Origin of the sequence: Pectobacterium hainanensis (genome assembly GCF_046237015.1) — a bacterium.
Taxonomy (GTDB): domain Bacteria; phylum Pseudomonadota; class Gammaproteobacteria; order Enterobacterales; family Enterobacteriaceae; genus JBJYIN01.
On the sequence record NZ_JBJYIN010000019.1, the window covers coordinates 43,207 to 59,268 of the forward strand.

At 47.8% G+C, this 16,062-nt stretch carries 16 protein-coding genes; 11 read left to right on the top strand and 5 right to left on the bottom strand.

Annotated elements, in window-relative coordinates; all coding sequences use genetic code 11:
• Positions 1 to 11 precede the first annotated feature (11 nt).
• The 7 genes from hybE to hypF all read left to right on the top strand — a co-directional run bounded on the left by hybE (position 12) and on the right by hypF (position 6,874).
• Positions 12 to 518, top strand: coding sequence for a hydrogenase-2 assembly chaperone (hybE, locus tag ACKPVM_RS17195; RefSeq protein WP_409311094.1), 507 nt, complete (start codon positions 12 to 14; stop codon positions 516 to 518).
• A complete protein-coding gene (hypA, locus tag ACKPVM_RS17200) occupies positions 511 to 852 on the top strand; it encodes a hydrogenase maturation nickel metallochaperone HypA (protein WP_409310988.1) in 342 nt (113 codons plus the stop codon). The genes hybE and hypA overlap by 8 nt, the downstream gene beginning before the upstream one ends.
• 75 nt (positions 853 to 927) lie before the next feature.
• Entirely contained in the window at positions 928 to 2,031 is a 1,104-nt protein-coding gene (hypB, locus tag ACKPVM_RS17205; RefSeq protein ID WP_409310990.1) for a hydrogenase nickel incorporation protein HypB, read from the top strand.
• Complete coding sequence (gene hybG / locus ACKPVM_RS17210) at positions 2,022 to 2,309, top strand: hydrogenase maturation factor HybG (protein WP_409310992.1); 288 nt, start codon at positions 2,022 to 2,024, stop codon at positions 2,307 to 2,309. Before hypB ends, hybG begins: the two co-directional genes overlap by 10 nt.
• On the top strand, positions 2,296 to 3,411 hold the full coding sequence (gene hypD / locus ACKPVM_RS17215; protein WP_409310994.1) for a hydrogenase formation protein HypD: 1,116 nt from the start codon (positions 2,296 to 2,298) through the stop codon (positions 3,409 to 3,411). Before hybG ends, hypD begins: the two co-directional genes overlap by 14 nt.
• 18 nt (positions 3,412 to 3,429) lie before the next feature.
• Entirely contained in the window at positions 3,430 to 4,491 is a 1,062-nt protein-coding gene (gene hypE, locus ACKPVM_RS17220; protein WP_409310996.1) for a hydrogenase expression/formation protein HypE, read from the top strand.
• A 76-nt stretch (positions 4,492 to 4,567) separates the two neighbouring features.
• A complete protein-coding gene (gene hypF, locus ACKPVM_RS17225) occupies positions 4,568 to 6,874 on the top strand; it encodes a carbamoyltransferase HypF (protein ID WP_409310998.1) in 2,307 nt (768 codons plus the stop codon).
• 105 nt (positions 6,875 to 6,979) lie between these two features.
• On the opposite strand, the gene ACKPVM_RS17230 is transcribed toward hypF, so the two are convergent.
• From ACKPVM_RS17230 to ACKPVM_RS17250, 5 genes are all read right to left on the bottom strand, one after another.
• Positions 6,980 to 7,930 (bottom strand): DUF1266 domain-containing protein, encoded by a 951-nt coding sequence (locus ACKPVM_RS17230; protein WP_409311000.1) that lies wholly within the window; start codon positions 7,928 to 7,930, stop codon positions 6,980 to 6,982.
• 364 nt (positions 7,931 to 8,294) lie between these two features.
• Positions 8,295 to 8,753 (bottom strand): hypothetical protein, encoded by a 459-nt coding sequence (locus tag ACKPVM_RS17235; RefSeq protein WP_409311002.1) that lies wholly within the window; start codon positions 8,751 to 8,753, stop codon positions 8,295 to 8,297.
• 35 nt (positions 8,754 to 8,788) lie between these two features.
• Positions 8,789 to 9,349 carry a hypothetical protein gene (locus ACKPVM_RS17240; protein WP_409311004.1) on the bottom strand — a complete coding sequence of 187 codons (561 nt, stop codon included), beginning with the start codon at positions 9,347 to 9,349 and terminating at the stop codon, positions 8,789 to 8,791.
• A gap of 60 nt (positions 9,350 to 9,409) precedes the next feature.
• Positions 9,410 to 10,231: a heme/hemin ABC transporter substrate-binding protein gene (locus tag ACKPVM_RS17245; protein WP_409311006.1), complete on the bottom strand. Its 822-nt coding sequence runs from the start codon at positions 10,229 to 10,231 to the stop codon at positions 9,410 to 9,412.
• Positions 10,232 to 10,242: 11 nt separating this feature from the next.
• Complete coding sequence (locus ACKPVM_RS17250) at positions 10,243 to 12,384, bottom strand: TonB-dependent receptor plug domain-containing protein (RefSeq protein ID WP_409311008.1); 2,142 nt, start codon at positions 12,382 to 12,384, stop codon at positions 10,243 to 10,245.
• A 409-nt stretch (positions 12,385 to 12,793) separates the two neighbouring features.
• On the opposite strand from ACKPVM_RS17250, the gene hutW reads away from it, so the two are divergent.
• The 4 genes from hutW (at position 12,794) to ACKPVM_RS17270 (ending at position 16,014) form a co-directional block, all read left to right on the top strand.
• Positions 12,794 to 14,134 carry a heme anaerobic degradation radical SAM methyltransferase ChuW/HutW gene (gene hutW / locus ACKPVM_RS17255; protein WP_409311010.1) on the top strand — a complete coding sequence of 447 codons (1,341 nt, stop codon included), beginning with the start codon at positions 12,794 to 12,796 and terminating at the stop codon, positions 14,132 to 14,134.
• Positions 14,121 to 14,597, top strand: a complete 477-nt coding sequence (gene hutX / locus ACKPVM_RS17260; RefSeq protein ID WP_409311012.1) for a heme utilization cystosolic carrier protein HutX — start codon at positions 14,121 to 14,123, stop codon at positions 14,595 to 14,597. The genes hutW and hutX overlap by 14 nt, the downstream gene beginning before the upstream one ends.
• 124 nt (positions 14,598 to 14,721) lie before the next feature.
• Complete coding sequence (locus tag ACKPVM_RS17265) at positions 14,722 to 15,351, top strand: SDR family oxidoreductase (protein WP_409311014.1); 630 nt, start codon at positions 14,722 to 14,724, stop codon at positions 15,349 to 15,351.
• Between the two features lie 186 nt (positions 15,352 to 15,537).
• Positions 15,538 to 16,014, top strand: a complete 477-nt coding sequence (locus ACKPVM_RS17270; RefSeq protein ID WP_409311095.1) for a YlaC family protein — start codon at positions 15,538 to 15,540, stop codon at positions 16,012 to 16,014.
• The last annotated feature ends 48 nt before the right edge of the window (positions 16,015 to 16,062 follow it).

Sequence of the window (16,062 nt, forward strand, 5' to 3'; positions counted from 1 at the left end):
ATTTACACAGGATGCCGATTGAGCGCAAAGAATCGTTTGTCGCACGGCGGCATGATGAACATCCTGCGGTATGGCTGGAACAGATGTTTACGAAAATTGCAGATGAGGAAATGCAATCACTGCCTTTTTTTCGTCAGGGTATCCCGGTTAAAGCTTGTGGATTCACTCTGTTTGAACAGCAGTGGGTGGGCTGCCTGTTAACTCCCTGGATGATGAGTTTGTTTGTTCTTCCAGGGCCGGATCAAGATTGGCCCGTCAGGCCATTGGCCGATCGTCTGGCACTGTCGCTCCCCTGTGGAAATGTCACATTCATTGTGGGAGAAATGGCGGGAAAGCAGTATCTATCCTGTTCGCTCATGTCGCCGATTGATAGTCATTTGCAAGGGGAACACGCTGTTTTGTTAGCCGAACAGAGTGCCAAAATGGCGCTTTCGCTCCCTGTTGCCGATGGCAACGTGCCACAGAATAGTCGTTTACGAGCGCTTTTCAGCCGCAATCGGAGTGAAGACCATGCATGAGATTTCCATGTGCTTCAACGCGCTGGAATTGATAGAACAACAGGCCCGTCAGCATCAGGCTCATCGGGTTACTGAAGTTTGGCTGGAGATTGGTGCACTTTCCTGTATCGAGGAGAGTGCTCTACGTTTTTGTTTTGAATCGGCCTGTCGCCAGACATTGGCTGAAGGATGCAAGCTGCATGTCGCTGTCCGGCCTGCACAAGCATGGTGCTGGGAATGCAGTGCGGTGGTGGAAATCGTTAAGCACGACACCGGATGCCCTCAGTGCGGCAGTTATAACCTGAGAGTCGATGACGGTGATAGCCTGCAAATTAAACAGCTGGCGATTGAGTAACGGCCGTTAAGTCATTTTTGAGTCATCCTTGCATTGCTGAGGTGACGATACTAAAGATAGCGGGAGGAGATCCTTATGTGTACCACATGCGGTTGTGGTGAAGGTGAACGCAGAATAGAAGGTGACGAGCATACTGACGCTCACACCCATGATAGTCATCATGATCACCCCCATCACCACGCCCACGACCATCATGGTCATCATCACGACCATAGCCACGAACATCATCATGGCAATCATGCTCAGAAAAATAAATATATTCACCATACGCATGTTCATGGTCATGACGTTTCGAGTGAGAGTGAACCTCACTGCGTGATTATTCATCATCATTACCACCATCAGGGTGACGTTCATCATCATTATTATTCCGGCCCAGTACCGGAGAGCGCAGCGCCACAACGCGCCCCAACTCATGATCATGTTCACCATGAACAAGAAGAGGCACCGTTTCAGCCGCAAGTGAACCAGCAGGATTTACATTATGGACAGGGGGCCGCAGGGACCCATGCGCCGGGCGTTGGCCAGCAGCGTCTCTTACAGATTGAAATGGACGTGCTGAGCAAAAATAACCATCTGGCTGAGCACAACCGTGAACATTTTAAAGCGCAAAATATTCTGGCGTTGAATCTGGTTTCCAGCCCAGGCTCGGGTAAGACCACGCTGTTGACGACGACGCTAAATCATATCAGTAAGCAGGTGTCTTGCGCGGTGATTGAAGGCGATCAGCAAACGACCAACGATGCGGAACGCATCCGTGCTACGGGGGTTACGGCCATTCAGGTGAACACCGGAAAAGGATGCCATCTGGATGCACAGATGGTGCACGATGCGGCCCATCGCCTGCAATTGCCCGATAACAGCCTGTTGTTTATCGAGAATGTAGGAAATCTGGTTTGCCCGGCGGGCTTTGATCTGGGCGAACGCGCCAAAGTTGCGGTGCTGTCTGTCACCGAAGGTGAAGACAAACCGTTGAAGTATCCGCATATGTTTGCAGCGGCGTCGTTGATGATCATTAATAAAATTGATCTGTTGCCTTATCTGGATTTCGATCTGGAGGCATGTATCGGTTATGCCAGACGTGTGAATCCAGAGATTCAGGTGATTGCCCTGTCTGCTCGCACAGGCGAGGGGATGGATGAGTGGCTCGCCTGGCTGGAGGCGCAGCTATGTGCTTAGGTATTCCGGGGAAAGTGGTTTCTGTCGGGGAGGATATCCACCAGCCTGCGTATGTTGATGTTTGCGGTGTACAGCGCTCGGTCAATATTGCGTTGGTCTGTGAAGACTCGCCCGCAGATTTAATCGGTCAATGGGTGCTGGTGCACGTTGGTTTTGCCATGAGCCTGCTGGATGAACAGGAAGCACAGGACACGCTGGAGGCATTGCAGTCCATGCGTGCCGTAGGGCTGGAAATGGATGAAATGCGCGAACTCGGAGAGGATCATGCAATACGTTGATGAGTTCCGCGATCCTGAATTAGCGAAAGCACTGTTACAACGCATTCGAGCGCTGGTAGCGGAGATGCCGCATCTGCGCGAACGTCCACTGCAACTGATGGAAGTGTGCGGTGGGCATACGCATGCGATCTTTAAATTTGGGCTCGATCGGCTGTTGCCGCCGGAAATTGAGTTTGTGCACGGGCCGGGTTGTCCGGTTTGTGTGCTGCCGATGGGGCGAATCGACGCTTGTCTTGAGATTGCCGCTCATCCTGATGTTATTTTCTGTACGTTTGGCGATGCCATGCGGGTGCCGGGACGGAATGGCTCGTTACAGGATGCGCGTCGGCACGGTGCTGATGTGCGCATTGTGTATTCGCCGCTGGATGCGTTGACGCTGGCTGAAAAAAATCCCGAGCGGCAGGTCGTCTTTTTTGGCTTGGGGTTTGAAACCACGATGCCAAGTACCGCACTGACGTTGCAACAGGCCAAGCGGCGTAATATCACTAACTTTACGCTGTTCTGTCAGCACATCACCATCGTTCCCACCTTGCGTAGCCTGTTAATGCAACCCGACCTGCGTATTGATGGATTTCTGGCACCGGGCCATGTGAGCATGGTGATCGGTGCTTATCCGTATCAAGCGTTATGCGACCGCTTCCATAAGCCGTTTGTTGTGACTGGGTTTGAGCCGTTAGATATTTTGCAGGCGTTGTTGATGCTGGTTAGCCAGATTCATTCAGAACGTTGTGAGGTTGAAAATCAATACCGTCGCATCGTTCCGGATAGTGGTAATCTGCTGGCGCAGCAGGCAATGGACGAGGTGTTTGAAACCAAGTCGAGCAGTGAATGGCGCGGTTTGGGAGAAATAGCGGATTCAGGCATGCAGTTGCGAGCCGCGTATGCCAATTTTGATGCAGAGCGTCGTTTTCATCCGCAGCAGCAACGTGTTGCGGACGAACCTGGATCGCGTTGCGGTGATGTCCTGACCGGGCGCTGCAAGCCTGCGGATTGCCCGTTGTTTGCTCAGCGCTGTACTCCGCAAAATGCGATTGGCGCGTTGATGGTATCATCCGAAGGCGCGTGTGCGGCTTATTATCAGTATCGGCGAGAATGTGCCTGAATGGCGGGATGCAATTGAATGAGTAGCACGACACAGTCAGAAAAAGCAGGACAGTTAAAAGAGGCGTTGCCTAAAGAGATCACGCTGGCGCACGGTAGTGGTGGTCGCGCAATGCAGCAGTTGATCGAACAGCTTTTTTTGCAGGCGTTTAATAACCCATTGCTGGGTCAACGTGAAGATCAGGCCAGATTACCGCTGGCACCGTTGATGCAATTGGGCGATCGACTGGCGTTCACGACGGATAGCTATGTTATCGATCCTATCTTTTTCCCCGGTGGGGATATTGGAAAATTAGCGGTGTGCGGTACGGCGAATGACATCGCTGTCAGTGGCGCTCAGCCGCGTTATCTTTCCTGTGGCTTTATTATTGAAGAAGGTTTTCCCGGCGCGGATTTATTGCGGATTGTTGAATCTATGGCGAAAACGGCGCGTGAATCCGGCATAGAAATTGTGACCGGGGATACGAAAGTGGTGCCACGTGGTGCGGCTGATAAAATTTTTATCAATACCGCTGGTATTGGGGTTATACCGACAGACATTCACTGGGGCACCGAAGCTATTTGTCCCGGCGATAAAATTATTGTCAGTGGGACGTTGGGCGATCACGGCGCGACAATCCTTAACCTGCGTGAGCAACTGGGGCTTGAGGCTGAACTCATCAGCGATTGTGCGGTTCTGGCCCCACTGATTGAACCGTTGCTTAAGATTGAGGGTGTGAGAGCATTGCGAGATGCCACCCGTGGCGGTGTGACCGCAATTTTGCATGAGTATGCACAGGCCAGCGGCTATGGTATGGAAATTAATGAGAGCGCGCTACCGTTGAAGCAAGCGGTACGGGGGATCTGCGAAATCCTGGGGCTGGAGGCGCTGAATTTTGCCAATGAAGGTAAACTTGTGCTGGTGGTCTCCGCCGCTGCGGAAACCGCTGTGCTGGCGGCACTGCACGCTCATCCACTGGGGCGAGACGCGGCAACGATAGGTGAGGTAACGGAAAAGCAACAGGTACGCTTGTGCGGCGTATTCGGCGCATCACGGTTGTTGGATCTACCGCATAATGAGCCAATGCCGAGGATATGTTGATCGCCTCTTTTTACTGAAAAAATGCCGTATATCTCCATCATGTTTCGGGTTGCCTGAAACATGACGGGTATATCACATGAAATGGGATACGGTTCGCGTGGGCATGATCAAACCCGGTATTGAGATTCGTGTTAAAGGCAAGGTACAGGGCGTTGGCTTTCGGCCTTATGTATGGCAATTAGCGCATCGTCTCAATCTGTGCGGAGAGGTGAGTAACGATAGTGCCGGCGTGCTCATCCATCTTTATCCTTCCGAAAATGTTGAGCAGTTTCTGGCGGACCTGCCTGCTATGTGTCCGCCGCTAGCCCATATTGACAGCATCGTTTGCCAGCCGTGGTTGTTGGATCATATCCCTACCGAATTTGTTATCGAGCATAGCGGTGCGGGGCAAATGGATACGCAAGTGGTGCCGGATGCGGCAACCTGTGATGTATGTCTGCAAGAATTGAATGATCACACCAATCGGCGTTATCACTATCCATTCATTAACTGTACCCATTGTGGTCCACGTTTCACCATCATTCGTCAAATGCCTTATGACCGCCCATTTACTTCCATGGCTGATTTTCCGCTGTGTCCTCAATGTTTGGCTGAGTATCAACACCCGGCGGATCGCCGCTTTCACGCTCAGCCTACTGCGTGTTCAGAGTGTGGTCCGCGGATCTGGCTGGTTGACGCAACCACCTGCCAGCAAGCTGAAGGGGATGAAGCGATCCTCCTGGCTGCCAATGCGCTGCTTAATGGTGAGATCGTGGCGATCAAGGGATTAGGTGGTTTTCATCTGGCTTGTGATGCTACGCAGTCATCTGCCATCGCCAGGCTGAGGCAACGAAAACATCGACCCGGTAAGCCGTTGGCCGTGATGCTACCCAATATGGACTGGCTGGAGAAATGTACTGCGGCGGACGATATGTCTGCCGCGCAGCGGTTGCTGAAAAGTACGGCGGCACCGATTGTATTATTGCCGTTACGTCAGGATGGGCCTCTGTCTATCCTGATCGCGCCGGGGCTATCTGAAGTGGGCGTAATGTTACCGGCGAACCCGTTACAGCATCTGCTGATGGCTCAGGTTAACCGGCCGTTGGTTATGACATCCGGTAATGCCAGCGGTAAACCGCCAGCATTAACGAACGAACAGGCAATGACGCAACTGCGTGATATCGCCGATTTGTGGTTGTTGCACAATCGCGACATCGTACAACGCGCCGATGATTCATTGGTCAGGCTGCATCCACATAAGGCGGAAATGCTACGTCGTGCCCGTGGCTATGTGCCAGATGCGTTTCCGCTACCGTCAGGGTTTGCCGGACAACGTGCGGTGCTGGCAATGGGGGCCGATCTGAAAAATACGTTCTGCCTGTTACGTGATGAAAATGCCATCGTCAGCCAGCATCTTGGTGATTTGGCTGATAGCGATATTGAACAGCAGTATCGCCAATCTATTGCGCTATTTGAGGATGTTTATCGTTTCGAACCCGATACGATCGTGGTTGACTCTCACCCCGGTTATCTCAGTCATCAACTGGGGAAATTGTTAGCGCAGCAGCGACACATCCCTTGTGTTGAGGTCCTGCATCATCATGCGCACATTGTCGCCTGTCTGGCTGAGCATCAATGGCCACGAGACGCCGGGCCGGTTATTGGCTTGGCATTGGATGGTATTGGTCTGGGGGCCGATGGGCAGTGGTGGGGCGGGGAATGCCTGCTGGTGGACTATGCGACATGCCAACATATAGGCGGCCTTCCAGCGGTCGCCTTGCCCGGTGGCGATCTGGCTGCACGACAGCCGTGGCGTAATCTGTTGGCGCAGTGGTTACGGTTTGTGCCGGGTTGGCCTGCATTACCCGAGGCGGTGGCGATCCCTACCGACACGTCAGGGCTGCTCAGCCGAGCCATCGAACGTGGGGTTAATTCACCTTTAGCCTCATCGACAGGACGATTATTTGATGCAGTTGCGGCGGCTAATGGGTTTTATTCCCGCAACCAAAGTTGGGAAGGGGAAGCTGCCTGCTGGTTGGAGTCGTTGGCATGGCAGAGCACACTTCAGCACTCGCCAGTGACGATGCCGCTGCGGGACGATAATCAACTCGATTTACAGACTTTCTGGCAACAGTGGCTGGAATGGCAAGCAAAGCCTGCGGATAAAGCCTATGCTTTTCATTTTGCTTTAGCACAAGGGTTGGCTAACCTGGCAAGACGTGCGGCGTCGCAGCACGGTATCAAAACCGTCGTATTGTCTGGCGGTGTAATGCATAACCGTCTGCTTTCTCTGCTGTTACATCAGCAATTACAAAGTGTAAATGTGCTGCAACCTGAACGGTTACCTGCCGGGGATGGCGGGTTGGCATTAGGACAGGCGTTAATTGCGATATCAATAGCCTAATACGATACATTTGCCTGAATTTCCACAGCCAATTTTATTTTGGCCCATAAATCACGCTTATCGTATGTCAATTCAGAAACGAAGCGCGTGTTATGGGCCAAATGATTATATGGCTTTTTGAGTGGCCAATTGAGTCAATTGCTCAGCAGTGAGTTCAAAGTAATGGTGTTTTTGCAATTCAGCCAATCCATAAAAACGTTCTACAATCATGAATTGAGAACTGGATTCTGCATTATGGTGAAAAACATAGACCGCTAGCATGTAGTCATGGACAAATTTATCCATTGATTCAAACTGATGGTGCATTAACTGAGAAATTCTTTCCTTTAGTTCATTCCATTGTTCGAGAGAAATCCACTCCAGTGTCACTCCCCAGCGTAACAGCATCGCTGCTCTTTGCAGATTAAATGCCGCATTCATATTATTACTTGCATAATTGCGAGTTAATTTAACGCCGGTTTTATCTGCAAGCTGATACAAATGCATTAGTTCTGTTTGGTATTGTGCATTATCTTCTTCATGAAAATATTCAGAATCAAGAAGTGATTCAAGAAAGGATTCAAGCTGTTGTTCATCCTCAATATCATAACTACAGGCAAACCAATCTTTAATGGTTTCACATGCCTCTTTTTCTGCCAGATTGCGTTCTTCAAGACAGTTTATAAAGTCAGGATATTTTTTATTCTCACCATTACCTGCGGAGGTAATACTCATGAGACTTCCCATTTTAACTAGCAGAGCATCATTTTCATCTTTGCAGGGATGGACAATGTTATGATTAATTCCAACGTGGAATAAATTGTCGGTAGGTTTTATGCTATATAAAAGGAATAGCTTCCATATGAGCTTGATGATCACAATGCTCATTAAGAACAGAACCAAATAAAACATCATGTTGTAAAAAGATAAAGGCGAATACCCAGATGTAAACCAACTTCTGATCTCTCTACTCTCGTTAGCATATTCGGCACCTAGCTTAAATAGAACCAAAAAAATGGTAACCTTGACAATAGAAAATGATATTTTCTTCAAGTCAGACTTATAAAATTGAAACATGATCCCTGATCTCAACATTTAGCTGTAAAAGAACGGTACAATAACATAAATAATAATTTGGTCATATCTTGTATAGGTGTCGGAGTCATGACTCATTAGGTATGGCTGAATTCTACATTGATAAAAAACACAGATCTTCTTTGATAAATTCAGTGTATTAATAAAAGCCTATTAATTGACAATATATTAAATTGTATGTTTTTTGAGTTGTATTTGTTTGCATTTTAACCGTGATAGCCAAGCCAGAGGCGAAAGAGCTCGTTAGGCGTAGCCCTTTGCCCATCAAGTCGTCTGAGTTTATTGTGGTTTTCCCTTGGGGGCTGACATAAAAACCACAAAATAATCAGTTGATAAGAGACAAGATCTAACCTCTTTTTCTAAAATCACATCCATTTTGATCGGTACAAATAACATTGGGGATAAACAGTTTTTCACGCTCTTGCGTCGGCATTTTTGCGCACATTTTGGTCAGATCATATCTCCGCTTGGTCAGTGGGGAAATTGCTTTATCTTTAGGAACATAAAATCTTACATCAATATCGCCTTCATTTTTTCCCCAAAAATCATTTGTACCAATAATTGAGACGAATTCATTGCCATCATGCTCATAGACATAAAAGGATCCCATGCCACTTCTGTTTTCTATAAGAGTAATTGCGTCAGTATCGACTTTATTAACGATAGCATCTGCTTGCCACATTCCTCTAACACAATAGGCCATGCCAATAGTGCCATTTGTTGCAGGGAATTGGTCATATAATCTATTATTACTACAGGATGCTAATAGTGGGATAATTAATGAAATAAATATTTTTTTCATCATGGTGTGTCTTGTTTAGGTCTTAATTAAATGATTATTTAATATAATCTGCTTTTTGAAAACTGAGAAAAACATCCTGCATTATCTGGCGTAATATCATTAGAATATGATTTTTTACTCTCTCGTGACCATTGACCAGACGTGTTGACTATTTCGTAAATATTTGCCCGACAATGGCGGCGACTCCAGGTAAATTCGACTTCATAATCTTTCTTGTCATCAAATGTATAACTGAATGGTACGCCGCAACTGTACATCATTCCCTCTTTTATTTCGCTGCCTGTAAACATTCCTGTTATCTCTTTTCCTGCCCGAACGTATACTTCTTTAGCTGCATTCTTATGGTATTTATTCAATGGTAAACCAAGATATTTTTCATGCGTATTGATCAGCGTACCGTTTTTGAGCCTCATCCATTCAGTTTCATTTATCCTGCAAGATTTATCATCGTAGGTTCTTAGTACGGTGATTCCCTCAAATTCTGTAGCAAATCTCACTCTTGCTTTAGGACCAGAATCTGGTTCTTCATAAGACAGTGTTGAACATCCCGTTATACTTGTTGTGGCAAAAATAATGAGAAAAAGGGGAAGAGACTTCATTGTGGCTTTCCTATCAATCCTTATCCAATATGACATTTAAATTTTCGGTATTCCTAACTATCAAGGATAAAATCCCCGATTAAGTGCGACCACTGCTTCGGCTACACGGGGCCCCATGCCCAGTAAAATAGACTGATCGAGCGCGATAATACGTTGGTTTCTCCAGGCGTCGGTTTGAATAATTCCCGGTATAACTGCCAGTGCTTCAACGCCATTTCCCATGTTTTGTGTTGTCACAACGATAACCTCGGGATTTGCTGCGATCATGGATTCACCACCATAGTGACGGTATTGCGTATGATCTGCGATGTTTTCCCCGCCTGCCAGTGTGATCAACCCATCAACGACCGTATTTTTTCCCGCGACCTGCGCAGCGCTGTTGCCAACGCTCAGCAAAAATACCACCTTTACCCGTTTTTTCTGTTCACTCACACGTTTGGTCACCTCATTCAGTTGCTGTTTGATCATGCCGATAAGCCGTTCGGCGGCGGATTCTCGATTGAGCAATGTTGCCGCTTGGCGGATGTTGATAAACAGTTGTTCCGGTGTACTGGGCGTTCTTTTAAACTGCGCAACGTTAACGCCAGCCTGTGTAAGCTGAGGGATGACTGACTGAGGAGACGCATCCTGCCACGTCATCAGCAGAGAAGGGCGAAGTGATAAGATACCTTCGGTATTGAGCTGTTGCCAGTTGCTGATTTGAGGTAAAGACTGGCTTTGAGGTGGGTAGGTGGTGGTTTGATCCACGCCGACGACATTGTCACCTGCGTCCAGTGCATAGACAATTTCTGTTAATGAGCCGCCTGCAATCACAATGCGCGGCTTAGCCGCGCAAGTGAGTGAGAAAAGCCCGAGTAGTAATACGACAGCTGTCGTTTTCATACTCAGCTCCGTCAGAATGAGAAGGCCGCGCCGATTGCGGTGCTAAATCCAGATGCGGGGATACTCTCATGTGCTGTGGTGTAACGTTTATCCAGCAAGTTGTTTAGCGCCAGCGTGACCTGATACTGATTTTCGTCACCGAAGGTACTGGTGAATTCCAGGTTTGCTGTGGCCCAACCGCTATGCTGTATTTCATTATCTGCCGTATGATCTTTGGCGCGAGAGGCGGTACGAATATAGAAATCAGATTCCAGCTCCATGCGATCAAACAGCGTAATGTTTTTCACCCCAACGCGTCCTGTGAAGGTCGGTTCACCGGTGTGATAAGTGGTACGGGTCGGTAATTCCAACTCGCGGCGGATCACGTTTCCGTTGATATAAGGCGAGACAACCCAACCAAGGTATTCAGCATAGACTTCCATACCGTAAGTATTGGCGCGATTGGCGTTGGCATAGTACCGATCCCCCGTCGACGTGCTGCCGGAGCAGGCGGTGTTGCCAGCGCAGTTGAGCGTGGTGATGTAGTCTTTGGCGCGGGAATGATAAATCGCGCTATCTACCAACCAGCTCTCGTCTTTATAGCGCAGACCGATTTCATAATTATCTGAACGTTCTGCTTCCAGATCCGGGTTACCGTAGGTTGTACCGGCCCCGCCAGCGGAGGTGCTATAGAACTTATGCGTTAATGTTGGATAGACGTAGCCCTGTGCATAAGACGCGCGCAGTTGGATGTTATCAAAACCGGAATAGCGCAAACTGCTGGCGGTGACCAGCGTACTATCATGTTTCTTCTCGGTGCTGAATGTACTGTTGGTGGGGATGATCATGCCATTCATATTTACGGAGCCTGTTTTCTGTCCGCCATAGGAAAGCGATTCTACCCAGTATTGACGTGCGCCCAACGTCCAGGTCCAATCCGGTGTGATTTTCCACTCATCCTGTGCGAACAGCGCCCAACTGTTTTGTCGCCAGTGGTTATTAGATTCTGAACTGGGGTTAACGGATATTGTGGGAACACCAATAGGAGAAAATGAGCCATTTACTTTTACATCAGAAAAAGCATCCTGTTTGACCACATCGGATAGCCATTGACCACCGGCTATCAGCGTATGACCGGAGAATGGGGTCAAATCGGCTTGTACGGTTAACCCTTGGCTGGTTTGTTTATCGTCAGTGCCAGTCTTCATGGCCATTTTAGCTTGATAAAGAGACATCCCATTGTAATTCAATGGATTGCCGCTTTGTGCCAGATCGTTACGGAACTCGCGTTTAATACTCTGTCGATAAGCATCAACATGTAATTTTTTCAGTAGGCCACCATTAATGTCCCAGTCATAAAACAGGCCAATCTTCTGCCGTTCCAGTTCGGGAATACGTACGCTGAAGCTGTCGTAATCATCCGTGTCAGTGTAGGTTTGGGTACTGAGTTTGAAGCTATCCAGTGATAAACCAAATTTATGGTCGCCGAGACGATAACCCAACCATGCTGATTGGCCGCTGTTACGGAAATTGGTATCTGGCAGGCGTCCGTCTGGTGTACTGCGGTTGCCTTGATCGCTGTAGCTGCCGCTTAAGCGATAATCGAAATTACCGATTGAACCGTAAGCGAGCGCTGATTCTTGCCAGCCAGCGGTTGCACTGTCATAAACCGCTTTAATCTTTCCGCTTAGTGGTTTATCACCGCCCTTGCGGGTAATAAAATTGATCACGCCGCCAATAGCCTGCGATCCATATAATACCGAATGTGGCCCTTTTACCACTTCGATTCGTTCAAGGTAAGAAGGATCGATCAGCAGTCCCAGGCTATAATTAGGTCCGGCACGTTGGTACGTGACTTCCTGACCGTCAATTAAAACTAAAACGCGTGAGGCTTCTTCGCCACGAATTCTTATTTGTTTACGCCCTGCAAGTGAGGAGTCAGTAATATCAATGCCGGGAATATCGCGTAATGCTTCGGCAATCGAATCACCGGTATATTTGTTCAGTTTTTCATTATCAATAACCTGCATCGTAACAGGACTTTCCCATAAATTCTGTTCCGTTCTCCCTGCACTAATAACGGTTATTTCATCATTGTTAATGGCCGCATTAATTGTGCTGCTATAAATAAATGGCAGCATAAATATGACCATAGGTTTGGTCTTGTTATTCATGTTTTTTCTCTTGAAAGTCAATGATTCTCATTTACGTTATCATTTGGTGTGTTTTTGCTGGAAATTAAATTTAGATTAATTGTTCCTTATGTGATGCTGATCTCATTATTTGTAAAATAATGACTTGAATTTTTTTTAGTGTCGATGAGTTAATTAATTTTAATGAAGGTCGCTTTTATTTTCATTTTTGCAACATTATTGGGTTTCATAAATGTTAACTTCATGAAAATTATTAGAAATGCGAGGATTAATTTGTAGGTGATATTTTAAATAAACTATAAGAATCGGTTAATTGGAACGGAATTATTCAGAAAAATAAAATACGGCGAATTTATGTCCATCAAGCCATGTTGATAAATGCAATTAATTATCATTTAATTTATTACATTGCTTTTGATGGGGGCCATTAATGAATATTGATCTGACGCCGTATTATGCTCAGCCAGGCGAACAACCGTTCGGTTCGCGACGTATGGCTATGCCTTGGCGCAATCATGTGCCGCTTTCACCTGAACAGATCCCCGCCAGTTGGCAGGCGTTGAAACAACAGGTTTTACCTGCACGTAAGCGATTGATGTACTTGCATATCCCTTTTTGCGCGACGCACTGTACGTTCTGTGGTTTCTATCAAAATAAACTGCGCGAAGACAGCACGGAAACCTATACCCGTTACCTATTGCAAGAATTGGCATTAGAGGCCGATAGTCCTCTACATCAATCAGCCCCTATTCATGCGGTGTATTTTGGTGGTGGAACACCGACTGCGCTTGCCGCCAAAGAGTTATCACAGATTATTACGGCTATTCGCACCTCTTTACCGCTGGCTCCTGACTGTGAGATTACCGTTGAAGGGCGCGCCATGGATTTTGACGACGAGCGAATTGATGCGTGTCTGGATGCGGGAGCTAACCGATTTTCGATTGGTATTCAGACATTTGATAGCCGTATTCGTCAGCGTATGGCGCGGACTTCGGATAAACAGCAATCGATCCGTTTTCTGGAGCGGCTATGTCAGCGCGATCGCGCTGCCGTCGTGTGTGATTTGATGTTTGGCCTTCCTGATCAAACGCCGGAGATCTGGCGTGAAGATTTAGCCATTGTCAGCGATCTGCCACTGGATGGCGTAGATCTCTATGCGCTGAATTTGTTACCGACGACGCCGTTGGCAAAGGCGGCAGAAAATCAGCGTGTCGAATTACCCGATGTAACGGCGCGTCGTCGGTTTTATCGCACCGGCGCGACCTTCCTGGCTGACGCAGGCTGGCACCAACTGAGTAATAGCCATTGGGCCAGAACGACCCGTGAGCGTAACTTGTACAATTTATTAATCAAGCAAGGTGCGGATTGTCTTGCGATGGGCAGTTGTGCCGGCGGTAATCTGAACGGTCAAGCCTATATGATGGAACGTAGTCTGGAACGCTATTATCAGACGCTGGATCAAGGGCAAAAACCCATCATGATGATGACGCCAGCCAGTTCGACAGGCCCATGGCAGCACCAGCTTCAGGCGGGGATTGAGGTCGGGCGGGTTGCGTTGCCGAAGCTCACACATCGTGCCGATGAACTTCAGCCGTTGCTTAGTCAATGGCACCATGCGGGGTTAACCCGCGATGATTCTACCTGCCTGCGTTTAACCGATGATGGCCGTTTCTGGGCAAATAATCTGATGCAGGCATTACAACAAATTCTTCCGCAGTTAAATGCGGAAGAGCATGCCCATAAAGGAAAACCTGCTCATGACATTGCATGATTTACTTGCCACTAACCCTGATGGCACGCTGGAAGATATCGCCAGCCAATACAATGCATCGCTGTTTGACGTTGTTAGTGCGCTGCCTGCTGCCCAATGCACCATTGTCGCGGGTGACCAGTTTGACCGTGTATGGGATAACATTGCCGGGTGGGGAGAAGTGACCTTAATTAGCCATACGGCAGATGCTATTTTGGAGTTCAAAAGTGAATTACCAACGGGAACGCATCGTCATGGCTACTTTAACTTACGCAGTAAAAACGGGCTCAGTGGGCATATTCGTGCGGTGAATTGTCAGCATATTGCCTTCATTGAACGTAAATTCATGGGAATGGATACCGCCTCTGTGGTGTTTTTCAACGCCAGCGGGGCGGCAATGTTCAAAATTTTCCTCGGACGGGATAGTCATCGCCAATTGCTAACGTCGCAAGTTGATGCGTTCCACGCATTGGCGAGTGCATAATGTTCTGATATCACTGTCTATCCCAAGCGAATATTCTTGTGGTTCGATGGTACGTTATACCGCGCATGTTATGAATAACATGCGCGGTTAGTTCATTTACTGTTTACCAATAATAGGAGCACATATGGCGTGGCTACTTTTCGGAGCGGGTCAGGGGGTAGGTGGCTGCTTATTACAGCGCGCTATTGAATGTGAACAGCCTGTTGTTTTGGTTCTGAGAAATGCTGAACAGGCCACATACTGGCGTTCACAAGGTGTAACTGTCGTTGAAGGCGATGCCTGTGATGCTGATGTTGTTGCTCAGGCTTGTCGGTTGGCAGGGGAATCCGCCATCGTGGTCTCAACGATGGGAGGAGGCAACGTCAATTATCAAGGGCATCGTACCGTGATTGATGGCGCGGAGCAGGCTGGCATCAAGCGGATGTTAATGGTGACATCGTTGGGATGCGGTGATAGCTGGGGGCAATTATCGGCACGAGCCAAAGCGGCATTCGGTTTAGCCGTGCGTGAAAAGTCGCTGGCGGAAAGTTGGTTGCAAACCAGCACGTTGGATTATTGCATTGTGCGTCCTGGCGGGCTTCTGGATGTTGTTGCGACGCATAACGCCAAACTCACGCAAGGAGCGGCAACGTTGGGATTGGTGTCTCGGCAGGATGTGGCATTAGCGGTTGATCAACTATTACAACAGCCCGTATTTGGTAATCAGATTTATCATCTCATCGATCCCGATCTTGAAATGCCGGCGATGCCATAACTTGCCTCGCTTTCGTCTGTTAACCACCGCATTTCATCTCCTCCCCCGCGTAAGCGGGGTATTTTCAAATCGCTATCGTTAATATTTTGTAACTCGTATCTGTTATCTCTTGAATGTCTATGCTTTAATCGGCAACAACTTATGTTGTCTTCGTGTTAAAAATTGACTCAGGGTGTGACGGTGATGATGGACGAAGTGAAACGTATCCTGACCGAGGAAATTGATAAAATTAATCGGGAAGAAAAACGTGATAATAAGATAAGGTTCAGCCGTAAATTTATGCGCGCTCATCCTTATCTTTTCGCTGCCATGTTAGTGAGTTACGTACCTGTCGTTCTTATTCTGTTTTATGCGCCATACTTTGGTTTGGCTTACGTCATCGGTTTCACTGCTTTTTTACTGATCATGACGCTGGCTTTATCCATGGATATTAATCCTAAATACCGTTTCGAAGATATTGATACGTTGGACCTGCGTGTTTGTTATAACGGCGAATGGTTTACGATTCGCCATGTGTCTCAGGAAGCGCTGGATCGCATCATGCAGAATGAAAATATTTCAGAAGCGGTAAAGTCTGGAATCAAAAAAATTCAGCGGACGAAGGGGGACGTCGATTTTTACGATGTTTTCTCCCTGGCCTATCGGCAACAACCTTCAACCTGATCTTTCTTCATGCCCATCATCGACATATCTCCGCTGTCGCGTTTCCTA